A 24,178-nucleotide genomic window follows, 5' to 3' on the forward strand; every position below is an offset into this window, starting at 1 on the left:
GGGGGAATGAGTGCCCAGGTATGGATCCTGCCGGCGGTGATCGCCGTCGGCTGGATCCTGTCGTGGTGGGGGCCGCCGTGGATCCGCTGGACCCTGCTGCCCACCGGGGCCGTCGTCTCCGTGCTCGTCGTCGTCATGGGGTTCAACCTGCCGGTGCCACCGCTCCCTCCGGACATCGGCTGCACCCGGCAACAGGTTCAGTGCTGGGACGAGCGTCCGGTCGTCTGGCTGGAGAGCGGGCTGCTCGGCTTCGTGTGCTGCGTGGTGCTGGTGGTCCCGACGCTCGTGGCCGAAATCGTCGTCCGGATCGGCAACCGGCGCGCGGCGGACGCACCGGGCTGACGGGAGCGGCGACTTGACGCCCGGTCAGTCCTCGATGAGCGGCCGCACCGGCGACAGAAACGGGTCGAGCCGCTCCGTCACCTCACCGCGGGCCAGCACCCGGACCCGGAAGGCGCCCGGCCCCGGCGGCGAGGGCAGGTCGTCCGCGCGCTCGTACAGGAGACCCCACGCGCCGGGGAAGCGCCGGGCGACGAAGGCGACCAGGGCATCGAGCTCCTCGGCCTCGTCACGCCGCCGGTTGACCAGCCCGTCGGCGCGCACGAACCACTCCCCGTTGTGGGCGCGCAGCACCGCCTCGCCCGTCGACCAGTCGAGCGCCTCGATCCGCTCCCTCAGCTCGGCGATGCCCTCGTCGAGAGTGCCGGTGTCGGCCTCCTCCGGCGACTCCGCGATGCCGAACCAGCCGTGGAACTCGTACATGGTCCTCTTTCGGTAACGGCGATCCGGGCGGGCTCACCCCGGGCGGGTACGACTTCGTCGAGCAGCCGAGCAACTCGGGTAAGGGCACGCGTGGTTGTGTGACACGCCCCCAACTCCCGTACCGCGTCCGTCATCCGCCGCTCACAGCGGCCAGGCCGTCAGCAGATCGTCGGGGCCGTAGGCGGCGTCGAGTCCCGGGCAGTCGACTCCGCTGCGCGAGACCGCCAGGACGGGAACGGGATCCGGAGTGAGGGCGGCCCGATGGCGATGGAGGGCTGCCAGGTCATGCCGGTCGAAGGGGGACTGCTCCAGCCACTTGACGGAGCCGACGAAGAGCAGCTCTTTGGCGATGGGGGCGCGGTCCGCCCCGACGATGTCGATCTCGACGTCGTTGGTGCGGGTCCAGTAGCCGCCGACGGCGGGCGCGGCGGGGAGCCGGTCGTCGGGCAGGATCCGCGCCAGGGCTTCGCGGACGAGGGGCTCGACCGCCCGGCCGCGCCAGCTGGTCCAGTTCTCCCGGATGCGCGCCAGGGTCAGATCGCCCCGCCCCCGCTCGATCTCCTCCATGGACGGGCCGAGCAGGTGCAACCAGAACCGCAGGTAGGGATCCGTCACCCGGTAGCGACGGTCCTTCGACGGACGCGGCGACACGGGCAGTTCCGCGGCGACGATCCGCTTCTCCGTGAGCAGTTCCAGCGCCCGTTGCAACGGCGTGGCCCCGATCCCGCCGGCCGCACGGGCGATGTTGGTGAAGGTCCGCTCGCCACTGCCGATGGCCGCCAGCACCGTACGAGCCTGGGCCTGCGGCGGGAACTCGGCGGCCAGCGAACGCTCGGCCGACACCAGCAGGGCCGAGACCGGGTCGCTCAGCGCCTCGTCGAGGAAGTCCCACAGCCCGGCGCCGCGCGGCCACTCCGCGCAGATCAGCGGCAGCCCGCCGGTGACCAGCGCGGCGTCGAAGGCTTCCGCCGGTGCCAGCCCGAGCATCCGCCCCACCTCGGCGGGGTTCAGCGGCCCCAGCACCATCTCCCGGCCGCGCTGGTGGAAGGGGCGTCCGTAGCTGTTCAGGGCCTCCATCATCGACAGATCGGAGCCGATGAGGACCAGCAGCACGGGCTTGGTCTCCAGCACCCGGTCCCAGGCCCGTTGCAGCATCCCCTCGAAGGCGCCGTCGGCATCCATCAGGTACGGCACCTCGTCGACGACCAGCACGCTCGCCCGGTCGGCGGGCAGCGCCGCGGCCAGCACGTCGAACGCCGCGTCCCAGCTCTCCGGCCGGGCGGCGGCCACGAGCGGCGCCATCGGCAGCGTCGACGCCTGGGCGTCCCGGGCGAGCCGGGCGAGATCGCTGCGAAGGGACGCGCCGGTCGCCGCGTAGAACAGGAACGGGGCCCCGGAGCGCTCCGCGAACCGCTCCACCAGCCGCGACTTGCCCACCCGGCGCCGCCCACGCAACATCAGGCACCGCCCGGGCCGCTCCCCGCCGACGGCTGCCGCCACCTTCCGCAGCTCCCGCTCCAGCGTCGCCAGTTCCGGACGCCGGCCTACGAAATCCACCATGCGGGCCGACCTCCGGGCTTGGTACTAACGACGACGTTACTAACGTAGATGTTAGCAACCAGCCTCGCCGGCCCGCCACCTCGCCATGCGCCACACACGGCACCGAACCCCAGATTCAACAAACCCGAAGATACTGTTATCCCTTCTCATTTTCTCATTCAAACGAAGGAAGGGTCTGATCGGCGGGTTAACCACCTCCCCCCAGGGCAGAAAGCCGTTGTTTCCATCCAAGAAAGGAAAGGACGGGCGAGGGGGTGGAAAGAGTGGAGGGTATTTTCGTCGCATGGCGGCAGGCGTGAACCCAATCGCCGGAGCATTTCTTTCGTTCGATCATTGGTGACACGCATGCACTTATGCCGCGATTCCTTCTGGACTGAAGTCCTCCAGCATCGCGAACGCCTCCTGCGTCTGGTGCGCCGGCGACTGCCCAATCCGCACGACGCCGAGGACTGCGTCCAGGAGGCCATGCTGCGGGCGGCGACCCACCGCGACCTGGACCGCGACCGGCTCGGGGCGTTCCTGACCACGGTCGCCATGCGGCTGTGCATCGACAGCTACCGGGAACGGGAGCGCTGGCAGCGGCTGTTGCTGCGCATCACCGACGGGGAGCCCGAGATGCTGGAGGAGGCCGTCTGCGACCGGGAATTCGGCCGCTGGCTGCTCCGGCAGGCCGGCCAGCTCCGGGGCCGGGAGCGGCAGGTGATGCTCGCGCGGGCCGACGGTATCTCCATCGCCGAGTTCGCCCGCATCAACCAGATCTCCGTAAAGGCCGCCGAGGGTGCATTCACACGTGGCAGAGCCAGGCTCCGGCACATGTGCACCCAGTCTCTGGGCGAATCCTGCGGATGACCGAAAAACGGTTGGGCATTCTGGTGAATTCCATGATGCCCCTAGGGAAGGACACCCGAAAAAGTGGCTGACAAACCGAGTGCACAGGACACCATCAAGAACTTACTCGGCGATATCGCCGACAGTTCCAACAAGGCCTTCAACGATTTCCTCGACCCGCCGAACAAGTCCAACAAGTCCGACTTCCCGGACTGGTTCGGCTCCGGCAATCCGATGGCGGCCCTCGCCGGAACGCCCCTCGGGGCACTGCAGGCGATGGCGGCGTTCGGCGGCGGCGGGCTGAACCCCGTGGCCGCACTCGCCGGCGCCAACCCGCTCGCCCTCCTGGCGGGCGCCTCCTCCGACCGGGGTTCCGGCTCGGTGAACCCCCTGGCCGCACTCGCGAACGCCAACCCGCTCGCCGTCCTGGCGGGCGCGAACCCGGCGGCCGCCCTCGCCGGGCTGGCCGGCCAGTCCCCCTCCTCCACCAACAATCCGCTCGCCGCCTTCGGCCAGCTCGCCGGTGCGGCGGCGGGGCTGCCCGGTGCCGTGGGCGGTCTCGGCGGTCTGGCCGAGTCCCTGGCGACCCTGCCCCAGCAGATCGCCAAACTGACCGACCTGCTCTCCACGCTGGTCGGCGCTCTCGACACGATCAGCGATGTCGCGGCAAGTGCCGGGGTCCGTACGCCGGCCAAGAAGGGATGACCGACGCCGTCCTGTCACCAGGCCGTTGACCCGCGGTCCGCGCCCGGTGCGCCGGGCCGGCTGCCGCAGAACCCCGAGAACCCTTAGGAGGGAACCCGCGTCGTGAGGACCTTGATCGGCGACCGGCTCCGGCTGGTCGTGAAGGTGCTGGGCAGTCTGATCGCCGACGAGGTCGGTCACACGGCGCGGGAACGCGGCAGATCCAAGGGGAACGGCCGGTCCCCGGCGGAGGAGGAGGAATCCGCCGCCGGGGACGCCCAACGACGCGCCAGAGCCGTACGGAAAGCCCTGGAGAGCCTCGGCCCCTTCTACGTGAAGCTCGGCCAGATCCTGTCCACGCGGCCGGACATGGTGCCGCCGTCGATGATCGCCGAGTTCCAGAACCTGCACGACCAGGTCGACGTGCAGCCGTTCTCCGTGTTCGAGCCGGTCCTGGAGAGTGATCTCGGCCCGGACTGGAAGCTCAGGTTCGACGACATCGACACCACCAAGCCCCTGGGCGCGGCCTCGCTGGCCCAGGTCTACAAGGTGACCCTGCCCGGGGGCAGACCGGCCGTGGTGAAGATCCAGCGGCCGGCGATCCGCGAGGCGGTACGGGCCGACATGGCCCTGCTGCGCCGCGCGTCCCGCATCGTCGCCCGCGCGGCACCCCGCTTCAACGAGGTCATCGACGTCGAGGCGATGCTGGGCTCGATCTTCGACGCCATGGAACCCGAACTCGACTTCACCGGCGAGGCCCGCAACATGGAGGAGGGCAGGGAGGCGGCCCGCGACTTCAGCACCCTCGCCGTCCCCGAGGTCCTCCTGGCCACACCCCGGGTGCTGGTGCAGTCGATGGCTCCCGGCATGTCCGTACGGCATCTGGACCCCAGGGCGTTCAGCGACCGCGAACGCACCGACATCGGCAAGGATTTGCTGCGGTTCATGTACCGCGGCTACTTCGTGCAGCGGACGTTCCACGCGGACCCGCACGCGGGCAACGTCTTCGCGCTGCCCGGCGGACCCGCGACCCTGATCGACTGGGGCATGGTCGGACGCCTCGACAAGCGGACCAGCCTCCAACTGCTGCCCCTGCTCATGGCGTTGGCGCAGAACGACGGACACGGCCTGGCCCGCGCCTGGGCCGACATGGGGAAGCTCACCGCCTGGGCGAACCTGCCGGCGTTCGCCGCCGACATGGCGGCGTTGGTCCCCAAGATCTCCAGCGCCTCGCTGGGCGAACTCAACTTCGGCGTCTCGCTGACCACGGTGCTGGAGAAGGCCACGAAGCGGGGCATCGGCTCCGCGCCCTCGATCTCCCTGCTCGGCAAGTCCTTCGCCAACCTCGAAGGCTCGGTGCGCTGTCTGGCGCCCGAGCTGTCGCTCGCGGAGATCTTCAAGGGCGAGGTCCGCGGCATCGTGATGTCCCTGCTGGGCGAGTTCATCTCGCTGGAGCAACTGGGCCGTACGGCAATGGACTTGATGGTCACGGCCACCACCAGCCCCGAGCAGCTGCGCGGACTGCTGGCCGACGCGTCCAACCGGCGCTTCGCACTCCAGGTCCACCACCCCAGGACCCCGGCCGCCCTGGGAGGCCAACGCGGCTCCTCCTACGGCGGGTTGATCGCCCTGGGTGCGATGGCGCTGCTGCTCGATCACCGCCGTAGAACCCGCTGACGCGTCCAGGGTCTGAGGCCGGTTCCGGAGCCGGGTCCGGGCGCACCCCGTCCTCAACCGCCCACCAAACCAACAGGGTTCCGCCTCAGCCGCTCTCCAGTGCTGCCCGGAGGGCGGCGAGGGTCGCCCGCATCGTCGCGCGGTTGCGCTCGCGGCGCCGGACCACGCCCGTGAACACCGGGGTGACGGCGGTGAGCAGTCGTCCCGCGACCGGCGAGCGCAGGTCCAGCCACTCCTCCGTCACCTCGCAGCCCCCGGGCAACTCCCTGAACCGGTACGTCCATTGGGACAGGGCGACACCCAGGAAGCTGACCCTGAAGGCGAAGCGGCTCTCCGGCTCGGCGGCGACCACCGTGCACAGGGTGGCCCAGGGCAGCCACGAGGCGCGGTTGAGTCCCACGAAGCGGGTTCCCACGCGCACGGGCCCGCGGCCGCCCAGCACTTGGGAGCCGCGGACCTCCGGACTCCACTGCCCCATGCGCGTGACGTCGCTGACGGCCGCGTACGCCGTGCCCGGCGGCACCCGGACCGTGATGCTCTCGGTGAGCACGGCCGAGCCCCTCACGCGCGGATGGTGATGCCGTGCTCACGGTCGTCCGTGAGGATCTCCATCAGGGCGCGGCTGTCGGTCTTGAGCGCGGTCCGCTTGCCGGTGACCCGGTTGGCGATCTCCACCGTGCAGGAGCCGATCTTCGTGTTGAGGCAGTGTTTGATCCCGCCGGGCGGGTTGTAGTAGTTGAGGCCCACGAACCGTTCCTTGGGGGCGGTCATCCGGCCGCGGATGTCGACGGTGCCGTCGGACGTGGCGAAGTCCCAGTAGAAGTAGCCGAAGTCGGCCTTGGCGGAGAGCGCCTGACGCAGGGACACCAGCGAGTACTCGCGGTCGTCGTGGCGCAGGACGAGGAAGGTGACCTGCGGGATGTGCACCGGGCCGAGTTTGGCGCGGGCCGTGACGACCTCCAGAAAGCTGTCGGGCTCCCCGTCGAACCCGGCGACCTGCCCGAAGGCGTAGTGATCGGTGTGGCGGCTGCCCCAGTTGTGGTTCTGACTGCCGGTCCAGCCGTCGATGGAGATCTCCTCGCCATTGACGTCGAGGCTGCCGCTGTACTCGGCGAGCGGTGTGCCGACCAGGCTCTTGGCCTTGGGGAACCCGCCCGTGTACATCCTCGGCGGCAGCAGGAACAGCGGCTGCTGGCCCCCGCTGTACGTGAGATCCCAGCCGATCCGGCCGTCCGGTCCCCGTGCCTCGCCCTTGAGGCGGCCCGGCTCCAGCACGCGGTCGCCGACCCGGGCGCCGAACGACTCGGTGCTGAAGTGGCAGTCGGCGATGGGGTGTTCCTCCTTGGCCACCACATGCCGACCGGTCACCCCGTCGAACCAGATCGCCCACAGCTCGCCGATCGCCGCCTCGGGCATCCCGGCCGGGCTGAACACGGTGTACCTGATCCAGAACGCGCGGGGTTCCGTGGGGTGGTTGCCCCGCTGGTAGAAGCTCTCGTAGTGACCGGCCCGCTGGCCCGGCCGGTAACGGGTCCGGTTGATGTGCTCGGGGTCGAGGAGCGAGGCGTCGGCGTTCATGAGGTCCGTTCTCCGGCGACATGGGCGGTGCGTGCGGCCGAGGGCGTCCGCTGATGCATCGTCATCAGCATTCCGTACCGCGGCCGCAGCGTGATGGTGGCGTGGTTCACCACCCGGTGAGAGGGAACATGGCGGAACTCCCAGCGGCGCACCAGGGCGCACAGCAGCAGATGCGCCTCCATGAGCGCGAAGTGCTTCCCGATGCACAGGTGCGGCCCCGCGCCGAACGGCAGATACGCGAAGCGGTGCCGCCCCTTGCCGGCCTCCGGCAGGAACCGGTCCGGGTCGAAGCGCTCGGGGTCCGGCCAGTGCCGCGGGTGCCGGTGGATGTCGTACAGGTTCACCAGGACGCGTGACCCGGCCGGCACCCGGTAGCCGCCCAGTTCGGTGTCCCGCCGCACCAGCCGGGGCAGGATCGGCGCCGACGGATAGAGCCGCAGGGCCTCCTCGAAGACCCGCAGGGTGTACGGCATCTCCGCCAGGTCGTCAGGCGTGGGCAGTTCGTCGCCGAGGACGCCGTCGACCTCCCGCTGGACCCGCTCCAGCACGTCCCGGTGCCGGGAGAGCAGGTAGAAGGCCCAGGTGAGGGTGATCGCGGTGGTCTCGTGCCCGGCGGCGAAGGTGGTGATCACCTCGTCCCGCAGCTCCCGGTCGGTCATCCCCTCACCGGTGTCGGCGTCGCGGGCGGCCAGCAGCATGTCGAGGAGATCCCCACCGCCGGTGGGGGCGTCGGGCTGCCGGCGTTCCGCGATGATCCGGTAGATGAGGTCGTCGAGTCCCCGCATGACGTCCTGGAAGCGCCGGTTGCGTGGGGTCGGCCAGGACGTCGGCGGGCTCAGCGGGTTCTGCAGCCGGTCGAAGGCGTAGTTGATGGCGACGTCCACCGCGTCCGGTCCGAGCCCGGCCAGGGTCCGGCTCACATCGGTGCTGAACATGCAGCGGCTGACGATGTCGAGGGTGACCCGCATCATCTCCGTGTGCAGGTCCACCACCGCGCCCGTGCGGTAGCGGTCGGCCATGTGCGCGATCTGCTCGGCGGCCGAGACGCCCATCGTCGCGAACATTCCCGCGAGGGCCTGCTTGGTGTAGATCGGCTGCATCATCCGCCGGTTGCGCAGCCAGCTCTTGTGGTCGTCGCTGGTCAGCAGCCCCTCACCGAGAACGAGCCGCAACGGATTGTCCGGCCCGAGCTTCCCGAACCGCTCACTGTCGGTCAGCACCTCGGCGGCCAGCTCCGGACTGGTCACGCCGTGCACCGCGACGGGCCCGAGCCGGTACTGCACCAGGTCCCCATGGGCGCTACGCCCGCGATGCATGGCCTGGAGGATGTCGCGCCGGAAGTCCAGCACGCTGCCGAGCAAGGGCAACCCGGCGGCCCGAGGAGCACCCAGGACACCATCGCGCACAACACTCATGTCCCTCACCCTCACTTCCGTGCCAGGGCGCAGACCCAGCCCAGCGAACGGCGTGGCTCCGACACGAAGCGGGCGTCCTGGAACCCGGCTTTGGTGAGCCGTTCCACCAGGTCGTCCCCGGAGAGGATGTGCAGCCCCGCCCGCTGCGAACGTTCCGTGAAGCGCCGCCCGAAGAACCGCTGGGTGAGTGACGGATCGTCGGCGGCCTCCCGGCTCATCTCCAGCGTGACGGCGACCTGCCCGCCCGGCTTGAGCACCCGGTACGCCTCGGCGAGCCCGCCCAGCGGGTCCGGCCAGAAGTAAAAAGTCTCAATAGCGCAGACCTGGTCGAACGACGCGTCCTCGTACGGCAGTTGAGAACAATCCCCGTGCCGGACCTCGACCCGCCCGCGCGCGATGGCCGGCACATTCCGCCGCGCCGCCTGCTCGACCATCTCCATCGAGTAGTCCACCCCGGCGACGAACCCCTGAGCGGCCCGCCGCGACAACAGCTTCACCGCCATGCCCCCGCCGCAGCCGACGTCCAGCACCCGCTGACGGCCGCGCACGTCCATGTGCTCGATCGTCCACTCGGTGAGACTCCGGTGCTGCACCGCCATCAGATTCCCGAAGAACCGCCCGGCTCTCCCGACCGGCCTCCGAAAGTTCTCCTCCATGAGCTCCAACGGCCTTGCCAACAGTGTCCCGATCATTGACGTTTCCTTTCCCGGTCGCCCTGGCGTCCGTGTGGTGGTGAGCAGTCGAAGGGGGGTCGGACGGATGACCTACGGCACGGATGCTCTACGGCGGCTCCTCACCCCCGGGGTCCGAGCTCGGGCCAGGCAGCGCGGCGGACCGTGCGGTCCATCGAGGCCAGCCGGGCTCGCAGCAGCGGGCGGGCCGGGCCCGATACCGGCAGGCGTGGTGCTCGGGAGCGGTGCCAGGGCAGTGGGTCATGCGGGTCCGCGTCGCCCAGGAGGGCCGCGGCGAGGTGGGAGCCGTGGGCCACCGACATCGCGAGACCGTGCCCGTTGCAGCCGCCCGCGTACCAGACGCCGGGTCGGCCCCGGACCGGTCCCACCACGGGGAGCCCGTCCGCCGTCACCCCGATCCCGCCCGCCCAGCGGTGCGTGACCTCGACCCCGGCCAGGGCGGGGTGCAGTGCCCGTAGCCACCGCTCCAGCCGGTCGAAGGCGAAGACCCGCAGCACGGCCGTACGACGTGGTCCGATCCCGTCCGGACAGAGGGCGGTACCGCCTCCCACCACCAGCCGGCCTTCCGGGGTGAGGCGGAAGTACGGGGCGAGTGGCACCGCGTCGATCACCGCCAGGCCGCCCTGCCCGAGGAGCGCCCGCGCCTCGTGGCCCAGCGGCTCGGTCGCCACCGCGTGCACCTCAAGCCCGAGCACCGTGCCGACCGGCAGCCCGAGCCCGGCCACCCCGGCGTTCACCGCCAGCACGGACTTCGGTGCCCTCACCATGCCGTGCGGGAACAGCAGTTGGGGCTGCTGTCCGTCCCCGCCGCGCACCTCCCGCAGCGGGCTGCCGCCGTAGAGCCGTACGCCCTTGGCGACGCAGGCCCTCGCCAGGGCCGCCGTCAGCGCGGCCGGATCGAGGGTGGCCGTATGCCGGTGGAGCAACCCCGCGTGGTACGGCACGTCGACCCGGCGCCGGATGTCGGCGGCGCACAACACGGGCACCTCCAGGTCCAGGGCGCGGTAGGCGGCGGCCTGCCGGGCCAGGGACGCAAGCCCGGTGCGGGAACGCGCCGCGACGATCTGTTCGCCGTCCGCGCAGGGCACCCCGAGCCGGTCGCACAGCTCCACGACCTGTCGTACGGCCTCGACGCTGGCCCGGTGCATCCGGCGGGCGACGGCGGGCCCGTGCCGCCGCACCGCCCGGTCGACCGGCGGGCCCACGCGCGGTCCCAGCAGCCCGGTGCCCCGCCCACTGGCCCCGGCCGCCGGCCGCCGCGCGTCCACCACCACGATGTCCAGGGAGGGTTGACGTTCCGCGAGGTGGAAGGCGGTGGACAGTCCTACGAGTCCCGCGCCCACCACCGCGACATCGGCACCGATCCGGCCGCGCACGGTGGACGGCGGGTCCGTGCCGTCCGGGTCCCCGGGCTCCCAGCAGGGCGTGCCCGGCGCGAACAGGGTCACTGGGGCGCTCCTTCCCCGGCTCCTGACAGTGCCCCGAACCGCCGGTCGTGCCAGAGCAGGGGCCGGCCCGACGCCACCTGCACCGCGGCCACCCGTCCCACCACCGCGCTGTGGTCGCCGTAGCGGCGGATGTCCTCGACCAGGCAGACCGACCAGCCGAGCGCGTCGCCGAAGACGGGTGCGCCCAGGACGCGACGGAGCGGGACCTCGCGGAACCGCTCCGGCGACGGGACGGCCGGATCCGCGAAGCGGGCGGCTCGCGAACTCTGGCTGTCCCGGAGGAGGTTGACCGCGAAGACGCCCTGGCCGCTGATGGCCGACAGGGTGTGGGAGCCGTTGCGGAGGCAGGCGAGGAGGAGGGGTGGGCGGGCCGAGAGCGAGGTGAGGGAGGAGACGGTCATTCCGGTGGGGCCGGTCCCGCCCTGGGTGGTGATCACGGTGACGCCGGAGGCGAGTTTCGCGTAGAGGCGCAGGCAGTGTTCGGTGTCGGGGCCGGGTTCGTCCCGCAACTGTTCGCCCGGATCGAAGGGCCGGGCCAGGGCGAGGTCAGCCATGCGCGGCGTCCGCGAGACCGGCCGGCGACACCGTGCCGAGCAGACCCTGGAGGATCTTCTCGATGTTGGTGCGTAACGTCGACTCGGCCACCGGGTCGAGGATCTCGGCGAGGGTGGGGATCCCCAGGTCGAACGCGGCCCGGAAAGTGACGGTCGTGCCGTCCGGGTGCGCCTCGCAGGCCCAACTGCCCTCGAAGGTCTCGAAGTCACCGCTGAGCTGCTCGAACGCGATGGAGCGGGCGGCCGGCGAGAAGGTGTCGCGTTCCGTCCAGCGCATCAGCCCGTTGCGGAAGGCCACCGTCCACGCGGAGACCACGGAACCGTCGGGACGCGGCGGCTGCACCTCCACCGCCCGTACGGTCGTGGTGAGTTCGGGGTACCGGCTGAAGTCGCTGATCCTCCGGTAGGCGTGCTCGGGGTCGATGCCCTGAGCCGTCATCCGGACTGTCACTTGGCGCATGGGGTTCGTCCTCACTGGCGTGGGGGGCTGTCGTGACCAAAGGGGGTGGTGCTGTCGTACAGCGGTCCTGGGGGGGGTAGTCAGCCGAGGCGGGTGTGCACGGCCCGTAGTGCTTCGGCGAGGGCGTCCAGGAAGAACTGGACCTCGTCCGCGTCGGCGATCGCCGGGGGCGTCAGCCGGAGGACGCGCGTGGAGTTGAGCGAGTGGTTGACCAGGACACCGCGGCTCACCAGCTCCAGCAGCGTCTCGCCGACGGCCTGCGCCTGCGTGAACTCGATCCCGATGAGCAGTCCCCGGCCCCGGACCTCGTGCACGAGACGCTCCCGGTAGGGGGCGCAGATCTCCTCGACTCCCCCGAGCAACTGCCGGCCGAGCGCGGCGGCCCGGCCCACGATGTCCTCGCGGTCGATCGTCTCCACCGCGGCCATCGCCGCGGCACAGGCGATCGGCGAGGCGCCGAAGGTGGAGGTGTGGAGGTAGGGGTCGCGCGAGAACGGCCCATAGGCATCCTTGGTGGCCACCATCGCGGCCACCGGCACGACACCGCCGCTCAGCCCCTTCCCCACGAGAAGGACATCGGGCACGACCCCCTCCGCGTCCACGCCCCACCAGCTGCCGAGCCGCCCCAACCCGGTCTGTACCTCGTCCACGATCAGAAAGGCGCCGTACGCCCGGCACAGCGCGGCCGCCTCCGCGAGATACCCGGGCGGCGGAATCCGCACCCCGCCCTCCCCCTGCACCGGCTCAAGAATCACGCAGGCCCGGTCCCGACGCTGACGCAGTGCCGCCTCCAACTCGCCCAAGTCCCCGTAGGCAACCTGCGCGGTGTCCGGCAGCAACGGCTCAAAAGCCTCCTGATAAAGGGAGTTGGCGGTAACGCTCAACGCCCCCAGGGTCTTGCCGTGATAGCCGGACACGGTACTCACCAACGCGTTGCGCCCATGAGCACGGGCCAGCTTCAGCCCCGCCTCGGCCGCCTCGGCACCGGAGTTGACGAAGTGCACGTGATCGAGCCCGGCCGGGGTACGGGCGGCAAGCGCGGCCGCGGCCCGCGCGGCAACGGGCTCCAGAAACACCCGCGTGGCCAACGGATGCGCACCCAACTGCCCCTGCACCGCGTCGAGTACGGCCGGATGCCGATGCCCCAGGATGAAAACGCCGTAGCCCCCGAAGTCGAGATACCGCCGCCCGTCGTCGACGTACACCCAGGCGCCTTCGGAGTACACCTCGGCCATCCCGCCGAGCACTGTGCCCATGACTGCGCGTCCGGTGCTGAGGTGACGGTGGTAGAGCTCGGCGGTGGTGGGGGGTGGGGTTGGGGTGGCGGGGGGTGGGCTTGTGGGGGTGGGGGCGGTCGGCTCTGCGGGGGTGGGGGGAGGCGGCTGCACGGCGACTGGAGGGGTCGTCTCTTTGGGGGTGGGAGCAGTCACCCCGGCGGGGGCGGGAGCGGCCGTCTCTTCAACGGCGGGACCGGCTGTCTCCTCGGGGGCGGGACCGGTCACCGCTGAAGTGGCGGGAGCAGCCATGTCTACGGCGGCATGAGCGGCCGCTCCTACGGGGGCGTGAGTCGCCGCCTCTCCTGCGACGGGACCGGCCATCCCTTCGGGGGTGGGACTGGTCATCCCTACGGCCACCGGGCCGGCCGTCCCTTCAACGGCTGTGGCAGCCACCCCTAGGGCGGAGGGAGCAGCCATCTCCACGGCGGCGTGGGCGGCCGCTCCCACGAGGGCGTGAGCCGCCACCTCTGCTACCACAGGACCGGCCCCCTCCTCGGGAGCGGAAGCAGCCATCTCCACGGTGGCGGGACCAGGCACCTCCACGGCAGCAGGACCCGCCACCCCTGCGGGCGCCTGAGCCGCAGCCTCCACCGCCGTCATGACGCCAGCTCCGCCGGGGTCTGGGTCGGCCGGGATCGTCGTAGGCCTCCTCGGCCGGTGGCCCAGCACTCGACGTTGCGGGTCAGTGCCGAGCGGATCGCGGCGCGGGTGGGGGCCGTGCCGCAGTGGGGTGTTCCCAGATCGGAGGCGAAGGGCAACTCCCGTTGGAAGACCAGGAGTAGCTCGGCGTAGTCCTGGAGCCGGCGGCGTACCAGCGCGGGGAAGGACGGTCCCTCCAGCAGCGGAAGCAGCAGCCGGTGCACCGCTTCCACGGGGATCAGCCGTGGCGGGTGCGGGCGTTCACCGTGGTGTCCTGCGAACTCCAGGCAGATGTCGACGACTTCCCGCTGCAGGATCGCCTCGCGCCCGGCGGTCAGCCAGTACTCGCCCTGGGCGACCCCGGACCTGACCAGGTCACCGACCGCGCGGGCCACCACGTCCTGCGGCACCATGTCGATCCGTGTCCCGGGCGAGCCCGGCAGCACCGGGACCTGGCCCTTGACGATCCCGCCCAGCGCCCGGGTCAGACCCTGCACCCGGGCGATCCGGCCGGTGGACGAGTCACCCATGACCAGCGACGGCCGCAGGATGACCCCGGGAACCTCGGCCGACCGTACGGCCTCCTCGGCAGCCGCCTTGGAGGCGAGGTAGGCCGCCGCCCCGGGAAAACGCTCCCGTTCCTCGGGCGCGAGCGGGTTCGCCACGAAGGCGGTGCTCATGTAGAAGAAGGGGGCGTCGGCGCGAGCCGCGAGGTCGAGCATCGACCGGGTGCCGTCGAGGTTGGTGCGCCAGATGTCGGCCGGGTCCAGGCGCCAGTTGGTGGCGGCGGCGGAGTGCACGACCACGTCCACCTCGGCGGCGAGGTCCAGCCGTTGGGCGGCCGACAGCCCGAGACCGGGGGCTCTCAGGTCGGCGGTGACCTCCCGTACCCGGGGGTCGTCCAGGGGTGCCCGGTGGCGGAGGCAGATCAGGTCGTAGTCGTCGCAGAGCTCGTCGATCAGGGCTTGACCGAGGACGCCTGCGGCGCCGGTCAGCAGCAGGGTCGGGCGTGGGTTCCGGGGGCGGGACGGACCGGTGGGTTCTGGCGGCATGGTTCGGAAACTCCCGTCGGGTGGGGGGTGTTGGGGGTGGAGGGCGTGGGGGGTGCGATGCGGTTCGCGTGGACGTGGGGAGTCGCGCCCGGGGGCGGGGGCGGGGTCGGGGTCGGATCAGACGACGGTGAACGGCCCGTCGGGTGAGGGGTGTTGGGGCGAGACGCGGTTCGTGGAAACGTGCGGAGTCGCACCCGGAGTCGGAGTCGAAGTCCCGCCCGGGGTCGGAATCGGGACCGGGGTCGGAATCGGGACCGGATCAGGCGACAGTGAGCGGTCCGTCGGCCAGGTGGGTCGCCAGCGGGCCCGTCATCCTGGACCGGGCCGGCGGGTGCAGGGAGAGCCCGTTGGCGCAGGCCGCGAGGTGTCCTACCTCGTCCGAGCTCATGAAGTTGAGGCCGCCGAGCAGCTCCACCGCCCGGGGGACGATGCGGGCCAGGGCGTCCTGGACGGAGTACCGCACGTACAGCGAGTCGGCGAGTGTCGACTCGTCCGGGCAACCCTCGTCGAGCCGGCGGGCGACACCCTCCGCTGCGGCCATCGCACCCTCGGTCTCCACCAGCAGCCGGACCCGTTCGGACTCGGGCACCCGCTCGTTGCACAACACCCGCTCCACCAGCGCGCTGGCGACCCCGAGATAGCTCCCCGTCATGAGCAGCTCGAACCAGACCAGTCCCGCGGTCTGCAGTTCGTCCAGGCGCCCGTCCGAGCACGAGGTACGCAGCAACAGTTCCGGCGGCACGAGCACATCCGTGAGGGTGACCTGGTCGCTCTCCGCCCCCGACAGGAAGGAACTGGACCAGAACCCGCTGACGCTGACGCCCTCGCTCTCGGCGGGCACCAACGCCACCGCCAACTCCTCACGCACCCCTCCCTCACCGGGCACCAGGACACTGGCGGTGAGCAGATCCATGGACCGGGCGAGACTGCACGGGCGCTTCACCCCGCTGATCCGCACCCCGTCGGGCCCCACCGTGGCGGTCATCGACGGCGAGAGAATGCCGGCGCCCGGGCGCCCCTCGGCGAACCCGGAGGCCACCAGACGATTCCCGGAGGCCACGCCTTCGACGAGCATCCACTCCAGTCCCTCGCCGTCGGTGACGAGACCGACCAGGGTGGCCATCGAGAAGTGATGCATCGTGGTGGCCACGGCCAGGGACGGCGACCTGCTGCCCAGCGCACGCTGCACCCGCAGGGCGTCCAGCGCGGTGGCCCCCTTCCCCTGACAGGAAACCGGCACCACAAGCCCGGGCCCGCCACTGTCACGGAAGAGCCCGATACCCGGACTGCGCGGGCTCTCCAACTCCATGAGCGACACCGCCCGCAGACTCTCGTCGAGCCCCGGCAACAACTTCGTCAGTACGGCGCGTTCGCGCTCCAAAAACCTCATGTGCTCCCCTGCTCCGGGACGACCCGGTCGCGCTGGACCCCGTCCGGCGGACGGGAATGACGGGTGGCGGGAAAGACGGGATGGCGGGATGGCGGGATGGGCGGGTCGACGGGGCTAGCCGAATGGACGGGCGGAACTGATCGATGGACGGGACTGATCGATGGACGGAACTGGCAGGACCGGTCGCCCGATCACCCGGCCCCTACAGCGCCCGCGTAGCACGCAACAGCTGCCACACCGCCGCAAGCCCAGGCCGCCCCTGAAACGCGATGTACTCCGGCAGCACCACATGCGGCGCCCATTTCCGCTTGTACTCAAGCTGCGCCGCAGCCGGATAAATCCGCTCCCCGTGCTGGGCGAGCAACCGCACGCAACGCGTGAACGTACGGCTCGCGCAAGGCAGTTCGTGCTCGTCGGCAAGACCGGTGAAGGGCGTGAAACCGAAGTGCAGCCAGCCCGCGCCGTCGGCAGACATCCGCTCCATCGCGGTCGCGTTGAGCGCCTCCATCACCCCGGGCGGAGCCTCCGGAGAACGCCGGCTCAGGTCATGCAGCCAGCCCGGCCGACTCCCGAACACCGGCGAGTAACTGATGTACCCGACGGCCACCCCACCGATCCGCCCCACGAACAACCGCCGGTGCCGCTGGGCAAGCCCGGTCCGCTCACCCACCAGGAACCGCAGCTCCTTCGCACCGCCCTTGCCCCGCAACCAGGCCCGGTCGATCAGATCCAGCTCGTTCCGCACCTCGTCGTCGGCCACAGTGGGTGCCTCGACCACCTCAAGTCCGGCACGCCGGGCCCTGGATATCTTGTTCCGCAGCCGTACGAAGGCCGACCCGCGCAGCGTGAACCGGCCCAGGTCGACCGCGTACGACGCCCCGAGCTGATTCACCGTGAACCCGTGCGCCCCGTACAACTCGGCGTCCGCCCGCTGCAGTTGTACGGCCACCACCCGCCGCGGCCGGGCCTGCGCCGCGAAGGCGTCCAACAGCCCCGCACGCTGCTCCTCCGCCGCGAAGGGCCCCGCGAACTGCAGCAGGTGCCGCCCCGACCGGCGATAGACGCACGTGCCGTCGAAGCGCGGATCTCGAAAGTATTCGTTGCCCTGATTGAGGGCAAGAAAAGAACTCGGATTGTCACTGTGCCGGACCAGGGCATCAAAGACGGACGACATCCGCACCCCTTCGGGATTCACCGGAATTCTCTCCGGCCGAAAGCGAGTATGCCCGCTCGAATTCGACATACGCCGGATGCGGGTCCGGTTCGAAACGCACCCCGAACGGCTTGAGCGAATTCCCGAACAGAGCCCGGTCCCCCAACAGATGCAGGGGCAGAGCGAGCAGCGCCCATTCCGGCCTCACCAGCACCGCCCACAATCCGGCGACGACACCCCCGGTCACAAGGCTGTGCATGGTGTTGTACGCCACGAAGTACCACCGCGAGATACACCCGCCCCGACTCCTCCGAAAGGCCAGGGCGCCGGGAAGATAACCGATGACATCGATCACGACGAAGAGAGCGACAAACACTCCCCACCGAATCTCCGAAAAATGCCGCACGGCGAGCACGGCACATACGACCAGACCACCCAGCCATTCCATCCGCAGCAGCAGGAAGGTGACTCTCGTCTCGAATCTGTTTTTCGCATCCATGCGCCCTCCACCCTTCACCCTTGTTTACGGGGGAAGCGACGGAAACCCTCACAGGAAAACAAATACAGAATTAATCACTTTTAAGATAAGCCCACGAGGCCGGACCCGGGTTCTGGTTCCGGCCCTGGTTCCGGCCCTGGTTTCGCCGTCATGAGCCGGTCAGCGCACGCCGTGGGCTGACGTCGCCGACCGCACCCGCCCGTCCGCATCCGGGCGCCGGGCCCACTCCGAGCGCACCCCGCACCCCACGTCCCCGTGGACCCTGATCGCTGTCAGGCAGTCGTCACGACAGTGCCGACGCTTTCGAGCGCCGCTACTTCGTCGGCGGACGCGGTGGTGTCGGTGACGAGGGTGTGCACGAGTGCGGAGGGGCCGACGTAGGCGTGGGCGGTGCGGCCGAGCTTGCTGCCGTCGGCGACGGCGATGACGCGGCGCGTGGAGGCGATGATCGCCTTCTTCACCGCCGCGTCGTCGAGGTCGTAGGCGGTCAGGCCCTCGGCGGCGCTCAGGCCGCAGCAGCCGACGATCGCGGTGTCGAAGCGCAACGCCGCGAGGGAAGCGAGTGCGAGGGGGCCGGTCAGGGCGCCCTCGGCGGCGCGGGGGCGTCCGCCGGGCACCAGCAACGTGGTCGGGCCGGGTGTCTCGCCGAGTACGTGAATGGCCTGCAGCGACAGGGGCATCACGGTGATGTGCCGGCCACGCAGCAGGCGGGCCACCTCCAGGCAGGTGGTACCGCTGTCGAGCAGAACGGTCTCGCCGTCGGCGACGAGCCGGGACACCTCGGACGCGATCCGGCGCTTCTCGTCGGCCGCCTCGTGGGCGCGCAGCGCGAAGGGCGGTTCCTCGCCCCTGAGCAGCAGGGTGAGCGCCCCGCCGCGGACACGCTGGAGAGCACCCTGCGCGGCCAGCGTGTCCAGGTCGCGCCGGATGGTCATCTCCGAGGCGCCGGTCAGCTCGGCGAGTTCCGGGACCGTGGCACTGCCCGACTCCTTGACGGCCTGGGCGATCAGCCGGTGCCGGTCTGCGTTGCTCATGCCGCGATTGAACACCACCCGGAAACAGCCCACTTCACGCCGGCGTGTGACTGGCGCAGATCCCCGCCGACGTCACATCGCCGACGTGGTGGAGCTCAGTTGTTGAACCGGAACTCGACGACATCCCCGTCCTGCATCACATACTCCTTGCCCTCCATACGCGCCTTCCCCTTGGCCCGGGCCTCGGCGACCGAGCCCGTCTCCACCAGGTCGGCGAAGGAGATGACCTCCGCCTTGATGAAGCCCTTCTGGAAGTCGGTGTGGATGACGCCGGCGGCCTCGGGGGCGGTGGCGCCCTTCTTGATGGTCCAGGCGCGGGATTCCTTGGGACCTGCCGTCAGGTACGTCTGGAGGCCGAGGGTGTCGAAGCCGACGCGGGCCAGGGTCGTCATGCCGGGCTCCTCGACGCCGACCGACTCCAGGAGCTCCATCGCCTCCTCCTCGTCGAGCTCGGCGAGGTCCGCCTCCAGCTTGGCGTTGAGGAAGATCGCCTCGGCGGGGGCGACCAGGGCGCGCTGTGCGGTCTTGAAGTCCTCGTCCACCAGCTCGTCCTCGTCGACGTTGAAGACGTAGAGGAAGGGCTTGGTCGTCAACAGGTGCAGGTCGTGGAGGAGTTCCTCCTTGCCGGACCCCTGGACGATGCCCTGCGAGAAGAGCGTGTCGCCCCTCTCCAGGATCTCCTGCGCCGCCTCGACCGCCGCGACCTTCGGGCCGATGTCCTTCTTGATGCGCGACTCCCGCTGGAGGCGCGGCAGGACCTTCTCGATGGTCTGCAGGTCGGCGAGGATCAGCTCGGTGTTGATCGTCTCGATGTCGTCCTTGGGCGAGACCTTGCCGTCGACGTGGACGACGTTCTCGTCCTGGAAGGCGCGGATGACCTGGCAGATCGCGTCGGACTCACGGATGTTCGCGAGGAACTTGTTGCCCAGCCCCTCGCCCTCCGACGCGCCCTTCACGATGCCCGCGATGTCGACGAAGTCGACCGTCGCCGGGAGGATCTTCTGCGAGGAGAAGATCTCGGCCAGCTTGGTCAGGCGCGGGTCGGGGACACCGACCACGCCGACGTTCGGCTCGATCGTGGCGAACGGGTAGTTGGCCGCCAGCACGTCGTTCTTGGTCAGGGCGTTGAACAGGGTCGACTTGCCGACATTCGGCAGACCGACGATTCCGATCGTGAGCGACACGTTGCGACTTCCCGTACGTGAGTGGCGTGAGAGCAGTGGAGGGGACCGGCCGGGGCTACGGAGCCTTGGGCCCGGGGCCGATCCACCAGTCTACGGCGTGAGCCGCGCCCTTCCGGCTCCGCGTCGAACACGTGGCCAAGCTCTGCCCATCGGCGTGTCTCAAGACCTATTGGGCACATAAACCGACCTAAGTTGGTCCAGTGGAGCAACACAGGACACGACCCCCACAGGCCGGCGCAAGACGCGGGGCCCCGCCCCTGCCCCCGCAGGCGGGCCGGGGCCCGAACGGCGGCCCGGCCCGCACGACCAGGGCCGGAAAGCCCGGACCCCAGCCACGCGGCACCGCACAGCGCCGCCCGTCGGCGGTACGACGCCCGGGTCCTACGGCGGCCCAGTCCGTACGGCAGCTGCCGAACCCCCGGCTCACCGGCCTCGGCGGCGGGCTCTTCTGCACGGCCGTGATGTTCGTGCTCGGATGTATCGACCAGTTCCTGTTCGGGGCGTCGCTGACCGTGTACGGCGTGCTGTTCCTGCCGGTGTGCGTGCTGACCGCGGTCTGGATCCGGCGCGGTGACCTGCTGACCGCGCCGGTCGTCGTACCGATCGCCTTCGCCGTCGGCCTGTTCCCCCTGGCCGACGGCAACGGCGGCCTCGCCAACCGCATGGTGGCCCTCTTCACCGGGCTCGCCACACAGGCCGGCTGGCTGTACGGGGGGACCCTCGTCGCGGGGCTCATCGCGACGGTTCGCAGGGTCCGGCTGCTGAGGCGTCGCCGGCGGGCGTGACTCCCGTAACCCCCTTGGGCACTCGCGCGTGACTCCCGACTCCCGTACGCACGCGCGCGTGCCCCCTCCGGACTCCGGGGTCTAGTCGTCCCCCGCCGCGTGCATCGCCGCCCCGACGATCCCCGCGTTGTTCTGCAGCTGCGCCGGCACGATCTCGGCCTTGATGTCCTCGATGAAGTGCAGGAACTTGTCGGCCTTGCGGCTGACTCCGCCGCCGATGATGAACAGCTCGGGCGAGAACAGCATCTCGACATGGGCGAGGTACTTCTGGACGCGGTGCGCCCAGTGCTCCCAGGTCAGCTCGCCGTCGTCCTTGGCCTTGCTGGACGCCTTCTTCTCGGCGTCGTGGCCGTTCAGCTCAAGGTGGCCCAGCTCCGTGTTCGGCACGAGGATGCCGTTGACGAACAGGGCGCTGCCGATGCCCGTGCCGAAGGTCAGCAGGATCACCGTGCCCTTGCGGCCCTGGCCGGCGCCGAAGTGCATCTCGGCGACGCCGGCCGCGTCCGCGTCGTTGACGACCGTCACCGGGAGGCCGCCCAGCCGGTCGGCGAAGAGCGCGCCCGCGTCCTTGTCGATCCAGCTCTTGTCGACGTTCGCCGCCGTACGGATCGTGGCCCCGCCGGTGACCACGCCCGGAAACGTGAGCCCGACCGGTCCCGTCCAGCCGAAGTGGTCGACGACTTCCTTCACGCCGTCGGCCACTCCGTCCGGTGTCGCCGGGTGCGGGGTCAGCACCTTGCACCGCTCTTGTGTCAATTCGCCCTTGTCCAGGTCCACAGGGGCGCCCTTGATCCCGGATCCACCGATGTCCACGCCGAAGATCTGCATGGATCCACGCTACGACGAACGACTGACGGTCACTGCCCGGAGGGTGCCGTACGGTCCGAACCGGTGCGCTCGGCGACCAGCGCGGCCGCCTCTTCGCGCAGGTCGCGGCGGAGTTCCTTGGGCAGCGAGAACGTGATGGACTCCTCGGCCGCCTTGACCAGTTCGACGTCCTCGTAGCCACGCGTCGACAGCCACTCCAGGACCTGCTCGACCAGAACCTCCGGCACGGAGGCGCCCGAGGTCACGCCGACCGTGGTGACGCCCTCCAGCCAGGCCTCCTCGATCTCGTCGGCGAAGTCCACCAGGTAGGCGGCGCGGGCGCCGGCCAGCTTGGCGACCTCGACGAGCCGTACCGAGTTGGAGGAGTTCTTCGAGCCGACCACGATCACCAGGTCGGCCTCCTCGCCCATCTGCTTCACGGCGAGCTGGCGGTTCTGCGTGGCGTAGCAGATGTCGTCGCTGGGCGGCGAGATGAGCTGCGGGAACTTCTCCTTCAGGGCGTCGACCGTCTCCATGGTCTCGTCCACGGAGAGGGTCGTCTGGGAGAGCCAGACGACCCGGGACGGGTCGCGCACCTCGACCTTGGCGACGTCCTTGGGGCCGTCCACGAGCGTGATGTGGTCGGGGGCCTCTCCGGAGGTGCCGATGACCTCCTCGTGGCCCTCGTGGCCGATGAGCAGGATGTCGAAGTCCTCGTTGGCGAAACGGACGGCTTCCTTGTGGACCTTGGTCACCAGGGGGCAGGTCGCGTCGATGGTGGCCAGGCGGCCCTGCTTGGCCTCGTCGTGGACGACGGGGGCGACGCCGTGCGCGGAGAACATCACGATGTTCCCCTCGGGGACCTCCTCGGTCCGCTCGACGAAGACGGCGCCCTTCTTCTCCAGGGTCTGGACGACGTACTTGTTGTGCACGATCTCGTGCCGGACATAGATCGGAGCCCCGTACTGCTCAAGGGCTTTCTCGACGGCGATCACGGCGCGGTCCACGCCCGCGCAGTAGCCCCGGGGGGCGGCGAGCAGGACACGGCGGCCAGACGAAGCAGTCATGCGTCCCATCGTAAGGCCGCGCTCGACGGGTCAAAGATCGCGTCCTTGGGGAGACTGGCCGTGGAGTGGGAGGGGTGGGGGCCGGGCACGACGTACGGGAGACGCGAGATGGCGGACAGGGACAGCGATACGGCCACCGATACGACGACCTCGGCCGACGACGGGCCCCAGCTGCGGCGCAGCCTCGGCTTCCGGGATCTCGTCGTCTACGGGCTGCTGTTCATCGCCCCGATGGCGCCGGTCGGCGTCTTCGGCACCCTGGACGCCAAGTCGCACGGGGCCGTCGCGCTGGTCTACGTCGTGGCCACGGTCGCGATGGCGTTCACGGCGTTCAGCTACGCGCAGATGGTGCGGGTCGTCCCTCAGGCGGGCTCGGTGTTCGCCTACGCGCGCGTGGGGCTCGGCAAGGAGGCCGGGTTCATCGCCGGCTGGATGGCGATGCTGGACTACATCCTGATCCCCGCCGTCGCCTACCTGTTCTCCGGGATCGCCATGAACGCGCTGGTCCCGGACGTGTCGCGGTGGGTGTGGACGGCGCTGGCGGTCGTCATCACGACCTGCCTCAACCTCTGGGGTGTGCGCGCGGCGGCCCGCGTTGGCTTCTTGGTCCTCGCGATGGAGATCGTCGTCCTCATCATCTTCGTCGTGTCGGCGATCGTCGTCCTCGCGCGCGACGGTGCCGAACGCGGCTGGCTGTCGCCGCTCTCCGGGGACGGCACGCAGGGCGCGTTCGCGCTGTCGGCGGTGATCGGCGCGGTCTCGGTCGCCGTCCTGTCCTACCTGGGCTTCGACGCGGTCGCCACCTTCGCGGAAGAGGTCACCGGCGGCTCCGAGAAGGTCGCCAGGGCGCTGCTGTTCTGCCTCGCCCTGGCCGGCGTGCTGTTCATCGCCCAGACGTACCTGGTCGCCCTCCTGGAGCCGACGACGTCCGCACAACTGGCCGCCGACCCGGGCAAACAGGGATCGGCGTTCTACGACGCGGTCGACGTCTCGGTCGGCGACTGGCTGCACAACCTGGTCGCCGTCAGCAAGGCGATCGGCGCGGCGTTCGCTGCGCTGGCCGGGCAGGCGGCGGCGGGGCGCCTGGTGTTCGCGATGGCCCGCGACCGGCGCCTGCCCCGCGCCCTGTCGAAGACCGACTCCGGGGTACCGAGGGTCGCCCTGTTGTCTGCGGCGGTCATCACCCTGATCGCCGCGGTGTGGGCGGCCCGCCGCGACGACGGCCTCGACCACCTGGTCTCGGTCGTCGACATCGGCGCGCTCACCGCGTTCACGTTGCTGCACGCGAGCGTGGTGGGGTGGTTCGCGGTACGGCGGCGGGGTGGGCCGGTGGTGTGGTGGCGGCACGTGCTGGTGCCGGTGCTGGGGGCGGCGATCACGATCGCCGTGATCGTGGAGGCGTCCGGGACGGCGCAGGTGGTGGGGGCGATCTGGTTGGCGGTGGGGTTGGTGGTGCTGGCTGTGCAGTCACGTGGGGCGGTCCGGCAGTAGCTGTCCAGCGGCGTGGGTGGGGGCGGGCGTCTCCTGGGGGCTCCGCCCCCGGACCCCCGTCGGCCCTGAAGGGGCCTCGTCCTCAAACGCCGGACGGGCTGAAAATAGGCGGCCTGCGTTGAAAAGGCGCCGGACGGCACGT

24 protein-coding genes are annotated in these 24,178 nt (G+C 70.5%); 6 read left to right on the forward strand and 18 right to left on the reverse strand.

The annotated features are described in order from the left end of the window. The first annotated feature begins 6 nt into the window (after nucleotides 1-6). Entirely contained in the window at nucleotides 7-342 is a 336-nt protein-coding gene (locus tag ACIBK4_RS04495; RefSeq protein ID WP_398992004.1) for a hypothetical protein, read from the forward strand. A 24-nt stretch (nucleotides 343-366) separates the two neighbouring features. Here the strand turns inward: ACIBK4_RS04495 and ACIBK4_RS04500 are convergent, their stop codons facing one another. Together ACIBK4_RS04500 and ACIBK4_RS04505 are read right to left on the reverse strand one after the other, a co-directional pair. After that, nucleotides 367-762 carry an immunity 7 family protein gene (locus ACIBK4_RS04500; RefSeq protein ID WP_398992006.1) on the reverse strand — a complete coding sequence of 132 codons (396 nt, stop codon included), beginning with the start codon at nucleotides 760-762 and terminating at the stop codon, nucleotides 367-369. Between the two features lie 141 nt (nucleotides 763-903). Then, the gene (locus ACIBK4_RS04505) at nucleotides 904-2,322 is read right to left on the reverse strand and encodes an ATP-binding protein (protein WP_398992008.1); all 1,419 of its coding nucleotides are present in this window, start codon (nucleotides 2,320-2,322) and stop codon (nucleotides 904-906) included. A gap of 345 nt (nucleotides 2,323-2,667) precedes the next feature. Between ACIBK4_RS04505 and ACIBK4_RS04510 the strand changes: the two genes are divergently transcribed. The 3 genes from ACIBK4_RS04510 to ACIBK4_RS04520 all read left to right on the forward strand — a co-directional run bounded on the left by ACIBK4_RS04510 (nucleotide 2,668) and on the right by ACIBK4_RS04520 (nucleotide 5,511). After that, a complete protein-coding gene (locus tag ACIBK4_RS04510) occupies nucleotides 2,668-3,171 on the forward strand; it encodes an RNA polymerase sigma factor (protein WP_398992010.1) in 504 nt (167 codons plus the stop codon). 63 nt (nucleotides 3,172-3,234) lie between these two features. Next, nucleotides 3,235-3,855 (forward strand): hypothetical protein, encoded by a 621-nt coding sequence (locus ACIBK4_RS04515; protein WP_398992012.1) that lies wholly within the window; start codon nucleotides 3,235-3,237, stop codon nucleotides 3,853-3,855. Between the two features lie 102 nt (nucleotides 3,856-3,957). Continuing rightward, a complete protein-coding gene (locus ACIBK4_RS04520; protein WP_398992014.1) occupies nucleotides 3,958-5,511 on the forward strand; it encodes an ABC1 kinase family protein in 1,554 nt (517 codons plus the stop codon). An 85-nt stretch (nucleotides 5,512-5,596) separates the two neighbouring features. Here the strand turns inward: ACIBK4_RS04520 and ACIBK4_RS04525 are convergent, their stop codons facing one another. The 14 genes from ACIBK4_RS04525 to ychF all read right to left on the reverse strand — a co-directional run bounded on the left by ACIBK4_RS04525 (nucleotide 5,597) and on the right by ychF (nucleotide 19,886). After that, nucleotides 5,597-6,076 (reverse strand): SRPBCC family protein, encoded by a 480-nt coding sequence (locus ACIBK4_RS04525; RefSeq protein ID WP_398992016.1) that lies wholly within the window; start codon nucleotides 6,074-6,076, stop codon nucleotides 5,597-5,599. Then, entirely contained in the window at nucleotides 6,073-7,089 is a 1,017-nt protein-coding gene (locus tag ACIBK4_RS04530; protein WP_398992018.1) for a hypothetical protein, read from the reverse strand. The genes ACIBK4_RS04525 and ACIBK4_RS04530 overlap by 4 nt, the downstream gene beginning before the upstream one ends. Next, the gene (locus tag ACIBK4_RS04535; RefSeq protein ID WP_398992020.1) at nucleotides 7,086-8,504 is read right to left on the reverse strand and encodes a cytochrome P450; all 1,419 of its coding nucleotides are present in this window, start codon (nucleotides 8,502-8,504) and stop codon (nucleotides 7,086-7,088) included. The genes ACIBK4_RS04530 and ACIBK4_RS04535 overlap by 4 nt, the downstream gene beginning before the upstream one ends. A gap of 11 nt (nucleotides 8,505-8,515) precedes the next feature. After that, complete coding sequence (locus ACIBK4_RS04540; RefSeq protein ID WP_366431404.1) at nucleotides 8,516-9,196, reverse strand: class I SAM-dependent methyltransferase; 681 nt, start codon at nucleotides 9,194-9,196, stop codon at nucleotides 8,516-8,518. A gap of 101 nt (nucleotides 9,197-9,297) precedes the next feature. Beyond that, entirely contained in the window at nucleotides 9,298-10,644 is a 1,347-nt protein-coding gene (locus ACIBK4_RS04545; RefSeq protein WP_398992023.1) for an NAD(P)/FAD-dependent oxidoreductase, read from the reverse strand. After that, nucleotides 10,641-11,198 (reverse strand): flavin reductase family protein, encoded by a 558-nt coding sequence (locus ACIBK4_RS04550; RefSeq protein WP_398992025.1) that lies wholly within the window; start codon nucleotides 11,196-11,198, stop codon nucleotides 10,641-10,643. The genes ACIBK4_RS04545 and ACIBK4_RS04550 overlap by 4 nt, the downstream gene beginning before the upstream one ends. Further along, the gene (locus ACIBK4_RS04555) at nucleotides 11,191-11,658 is read right to left on the reverse strand and encodes an aromatase/cyclase (RefSeq protein ID WP_398992027.1); all 468 of its coding nucleotides are present in this window, start codon (nucleotides 11,656-11,658) and stop codon (nucleotides 11,191-11,193) included. The genes ACIBK4_RS04550 and ACIBK4_RS04555 overlap by 8 nt, the downstream gene beginning before the upstream one ends. 80 nt (nucleotides 11,659-11,738) lie before the next feature. Beyond that, entirely contained in the window at nucleotides 11,739-12,914 is a 1,176-nt protein-coding gene (locus ACIBK4_RS04560) for an aspartate aminotransferase family protein (RefSeq protein ID WP_398992029.1), read from the reverse strand. Between the two features lie 617 nt (nucleotides 12,915-13,531). After that, the gene (locus ACIBK4_RS04565; RefSeq protein ID WP_398992031.1) at nucleotides 13,532-14,626 is read right to left on the reverse strand and encodes an SDR family oxidoreductase; all 1,095 of its coding nucleotides are present in this window, start codon (nucleotides 14,624-14,626) and stop codon (nucleotides 13,532-13,534) included. Between the two features lie 259 nt (nucleotides 14,627-14,885). After that, the gene (locus ACIBK4_RS04570; RefSeq protein ID WP_398992033.1) at nucleotides 14,886-16,016 is read right to left on the reverse strand and encodes an acyl-CoA dehydrogenase; all 1,131 of its coding nucleotides are present in this window, start codon (nucleotides 16,014-16,016) and stop codon (nucleotides 14,886-14,888) included. Between the two features lie 202 nt (nucleotides 16,017-16,218). Then, nucleotides 16,219-17,190, reverse strand: a complete 972-nt coding sequence (locus tag ACIBK4_RS04575) for a bifunctional lysylphosphatidylglycerol flippase/synthetase MprF (RefSeq protein WP_398992035.1) — start codon at nucleotides 17,188-17,190, stop codon at nucleotides 16,219-16,221. Then, nucleotides 17,174-17,668 (reverse strand): hypothetical protein, encoded by a 495-nt coding sequence (locus ACIBK4_RS04580; protein ID WP_398992037.1) that lies wholly within the window; start codon nucleotides 17,666-17,668, stop codon nucleotides 17,174-17,176. Before ACIBK4_RS04580 ends, ACIBK4_RS04575 begins: the two co-directional genes overlap by 17 nt. 272 nt (nucleotides 17,669-17,940) lie before the next feature. Continuing rightward, nucleotides 17,941-18,702, reverse strand: coding sequence for a DeoR/GlpR family DNA-binding transcription regulator (locus ACIBK4_RS04585; protein ID WP_398992039.1), 762 nt, complete (start codon nucleotides 18,700-18,702; stop codon nucleotides 17,941-17,943). 95 nt (nucleotides 18,703-18,797) lie between these two features. Beyond that, the gene (gene ychF, locus ACIBK4_RS04590; RefSeq protein WP_366431393.1) at nucleotides 18,798-19,886 is read right to left on the reverse strand and encodes a redox-regulated ATPase YchF; all 1,089 of its coding nucleotides are present in this window, start codon (nucleotides 19,884-19,886) and stop codon (nucleotides 18,798-18,800) included. A gap of 200 nt (nucleotides 19,887-20,086) precedes the next feature. Between ychF and ACIBK4_RS04595 the strand changes: the two genes are divergently transcribed. Continuing rightward, on the forward strand, nucleotides 20,087-20,671 hold the full coding sequence (locus tag ACIBK4_RS04595) for a DUF6542 domain-containing protein (RefSeq protein ID WP_398992041.1): 585 nt from the start codon (nucleotides 20,087-20,089) through the stop codon (nucleotides 20,669-20,671). An 81-nt stretch (nucleotides 20,672-20,752) separates the two neighbouring features. Here ACIBK4_RS04595 and ppgK read toward each other — a convergent pair whose 3' ends face one another. After that, nucleotides 20,753-21,499, reverse strand: coding sequence for a polyphosphate--glucose phosphotransferase (gene ppgK / locus ACIBK4_RS04600; RefSeq protein WP_398992043.1), 747 nt, complete (start codon nucleotides 21,497-21,499; stop codon nucleotides 20,753-20,755). Nucleotides 21,500-21,528: 29 nt separating this feature from the next. After that, nucleotides 21,529-22,554, reverse strand: a complete 1,026-nt coding sequence (locus tag ACIBK4_RS04605) for a 4-hydroxy-3-methylbut-2-enyl diphosphate reductase (protein WP_398992045.1) — start codon at nucleotides 22,552-22,554, stop codon at nucleotides 21,529-21,531. 99 nt (nucleotides 22,555-22,653) lie between these two features. Here ACIBK4_RS04605 and ACIBK4_RS04610 point away from each other — a divergent pair, with 99 nt between their 5' ends. Further along, nucleotides 22,654-24,036 carry an APC family permease gene (locus ACIBK4_RS04610; protein WP_398992047.1) on the forward strand — a complete coding sequence of 461 codons (1,383 nt, stop codon included), beginning with the start codon at nucleotides 22,654-22,656 and terminating at the stop codon, nucleotides 24,034-24,036. Nucleotides 24,037-24,178: the final 142 nt, after the last annotated feature.

This window comes from Streptomyces sp. NPDC050528 (assembly GCF_044457795.1).
Lineage (GTDB): Bacteria > Actinomycetota > Actinomycetes > Streptomycetales > Streptomycetaceae > Streptomyces.

Excerpts from the sequence above, each read along its gene's own strand:
- ACIBK4_RS04495 (WP_398992004.1), top strand. The coding sequence starts at position 7 with ATGAGTGCCCAGGTATGGATCCTGCCGGCGGTGATCGCCGTCGGCTGG.
- ACIBK4_RS04500 (WP_398992006.1), bottom strand. The coding sequence starts at position 762 with ATGTACGAGTTCCACGGCTGGTTCGGCATCGCGGAGTCGCCGGAGGAG.
- ACIBK4_RS04505 (WP_398992008.1), bottom strand. The coding sequence starts at position 2,322 with ATGGTGGATTTCGTAGGCCGGCGTCCGGAACTGGCGACGCTGGAGCGG.
- ACIBK4_RS04510 (WP_398992010.1), top strand. The coding sequence starts at position 2,668 with ATGCACTTATGCCGCGATTCCTTCTGGACTGAAGTCCTCCAGCATCGC.
- ACIBK4_RS04530 (WP_398992018.1), bottom strand. The coding sequence starts at position 7,089 with ATGAACGCCGACGCCTCGCTCCTCGACCCCGAGCACATCAACCGGACC.
- ACIBK4_RS04535 (WP_398992020.1), bottom strand. The coding sequence starts at position 8,504 with ATGAGTGTTGTGCGCGATGGTGTCCTGGGTGCTCCTCGGGCCGCCGGG.
- ACIBK4_RS04540 (WP_366431404.1), bottom strand. The coding sequence starts at position 9,196 with ATGATCGGGACACTGTTGGCAAGGCCGTTGGAGCTCATGGAGGAGAAC.
- ACIBK4_RS04550 (WP_398992025.1), bottom strand. The coding sequence starts at position 11,198 with ATGGCTGACCTCGCCCTGGCCCGGCCCTTCGATCCGGGCGAACAGTTG.
- ACIBK4_RS04555 (WP_398992027.1), bottom strand. The coding sequence starts at position 11,658 with ATGCGCCAAGTGACAGTCCGGATGACGGCTCAGGGCATCGACCCCGAG.
- ACIBK4_RS04560 (WP_398992029.1), bottom strand. The coding sequence starts at position 12,914 with ATGGGCACAGTGCTCGGCGGGATGGCCGAGGTGTACTCCGAAGGCGCC.
- ACIBK4_RS04565 (WP_398992031.1), bottom strand. The coding sequence starts at position 14,626 with ATGCCGCCAGAACCCACCGGTCCGTCCCGCCCCCGGAACCCACGCCCG.
- ACIBK4_RS04570 (WP_398992033.1), bottom strand. The coding sequence starts at position 16,016 with ATGAGGTTTTTGGAGCGCGAACGCGCCGTACTGACGAAGTTGTTGCCG.
- ACIBK4_RS04575 (WP_398992035.1), bottom strand. The coding sequence starts at position 17,190 with ATGTCGTCCGTCTTTGATGCCCTGGTCCGGCACAGTGACAATCCGAGT.
- ACIBK4_RS04580 (WP_398992037.1), bottom strand. The coding sequence starts at position 17,668 with ATGGATGCGAAAAACAGATTCGAGACGAGAGTCACCTTCCTGCTGCTG.
- ACIBK4_RS04585 (WP_398992039.1), bottom strand. The coding sequence starts at position 18,702 with ATGAGCAACGCAGACCGGCACCGGCTGATCGCCCAGGCCGTCAAGGAG.
- ppgK (WP_398992043.1), bottom strand. The coding sequence starts at position 21,499 with ATGCAGATCTTCGGCGTGGACATCGGTGGATCCGGGATCAAGGGCGCC.
- ACIBK4_RS04605 (WP_398992045.1), bottom strand. The coding sequence starts at position 22,554 with ATGGGACGCATGACTGCTTCGTCTGGCCGCCGTGTCCTGCTCGCCGCC.
- ACIBK4_RS04610 (WP_398992047.1), top strand. The coding sequence starts at position 22,654 with ATGGCGGACAGGGACAGCGATACGGCCACCGATACGACGACCTCGGCC.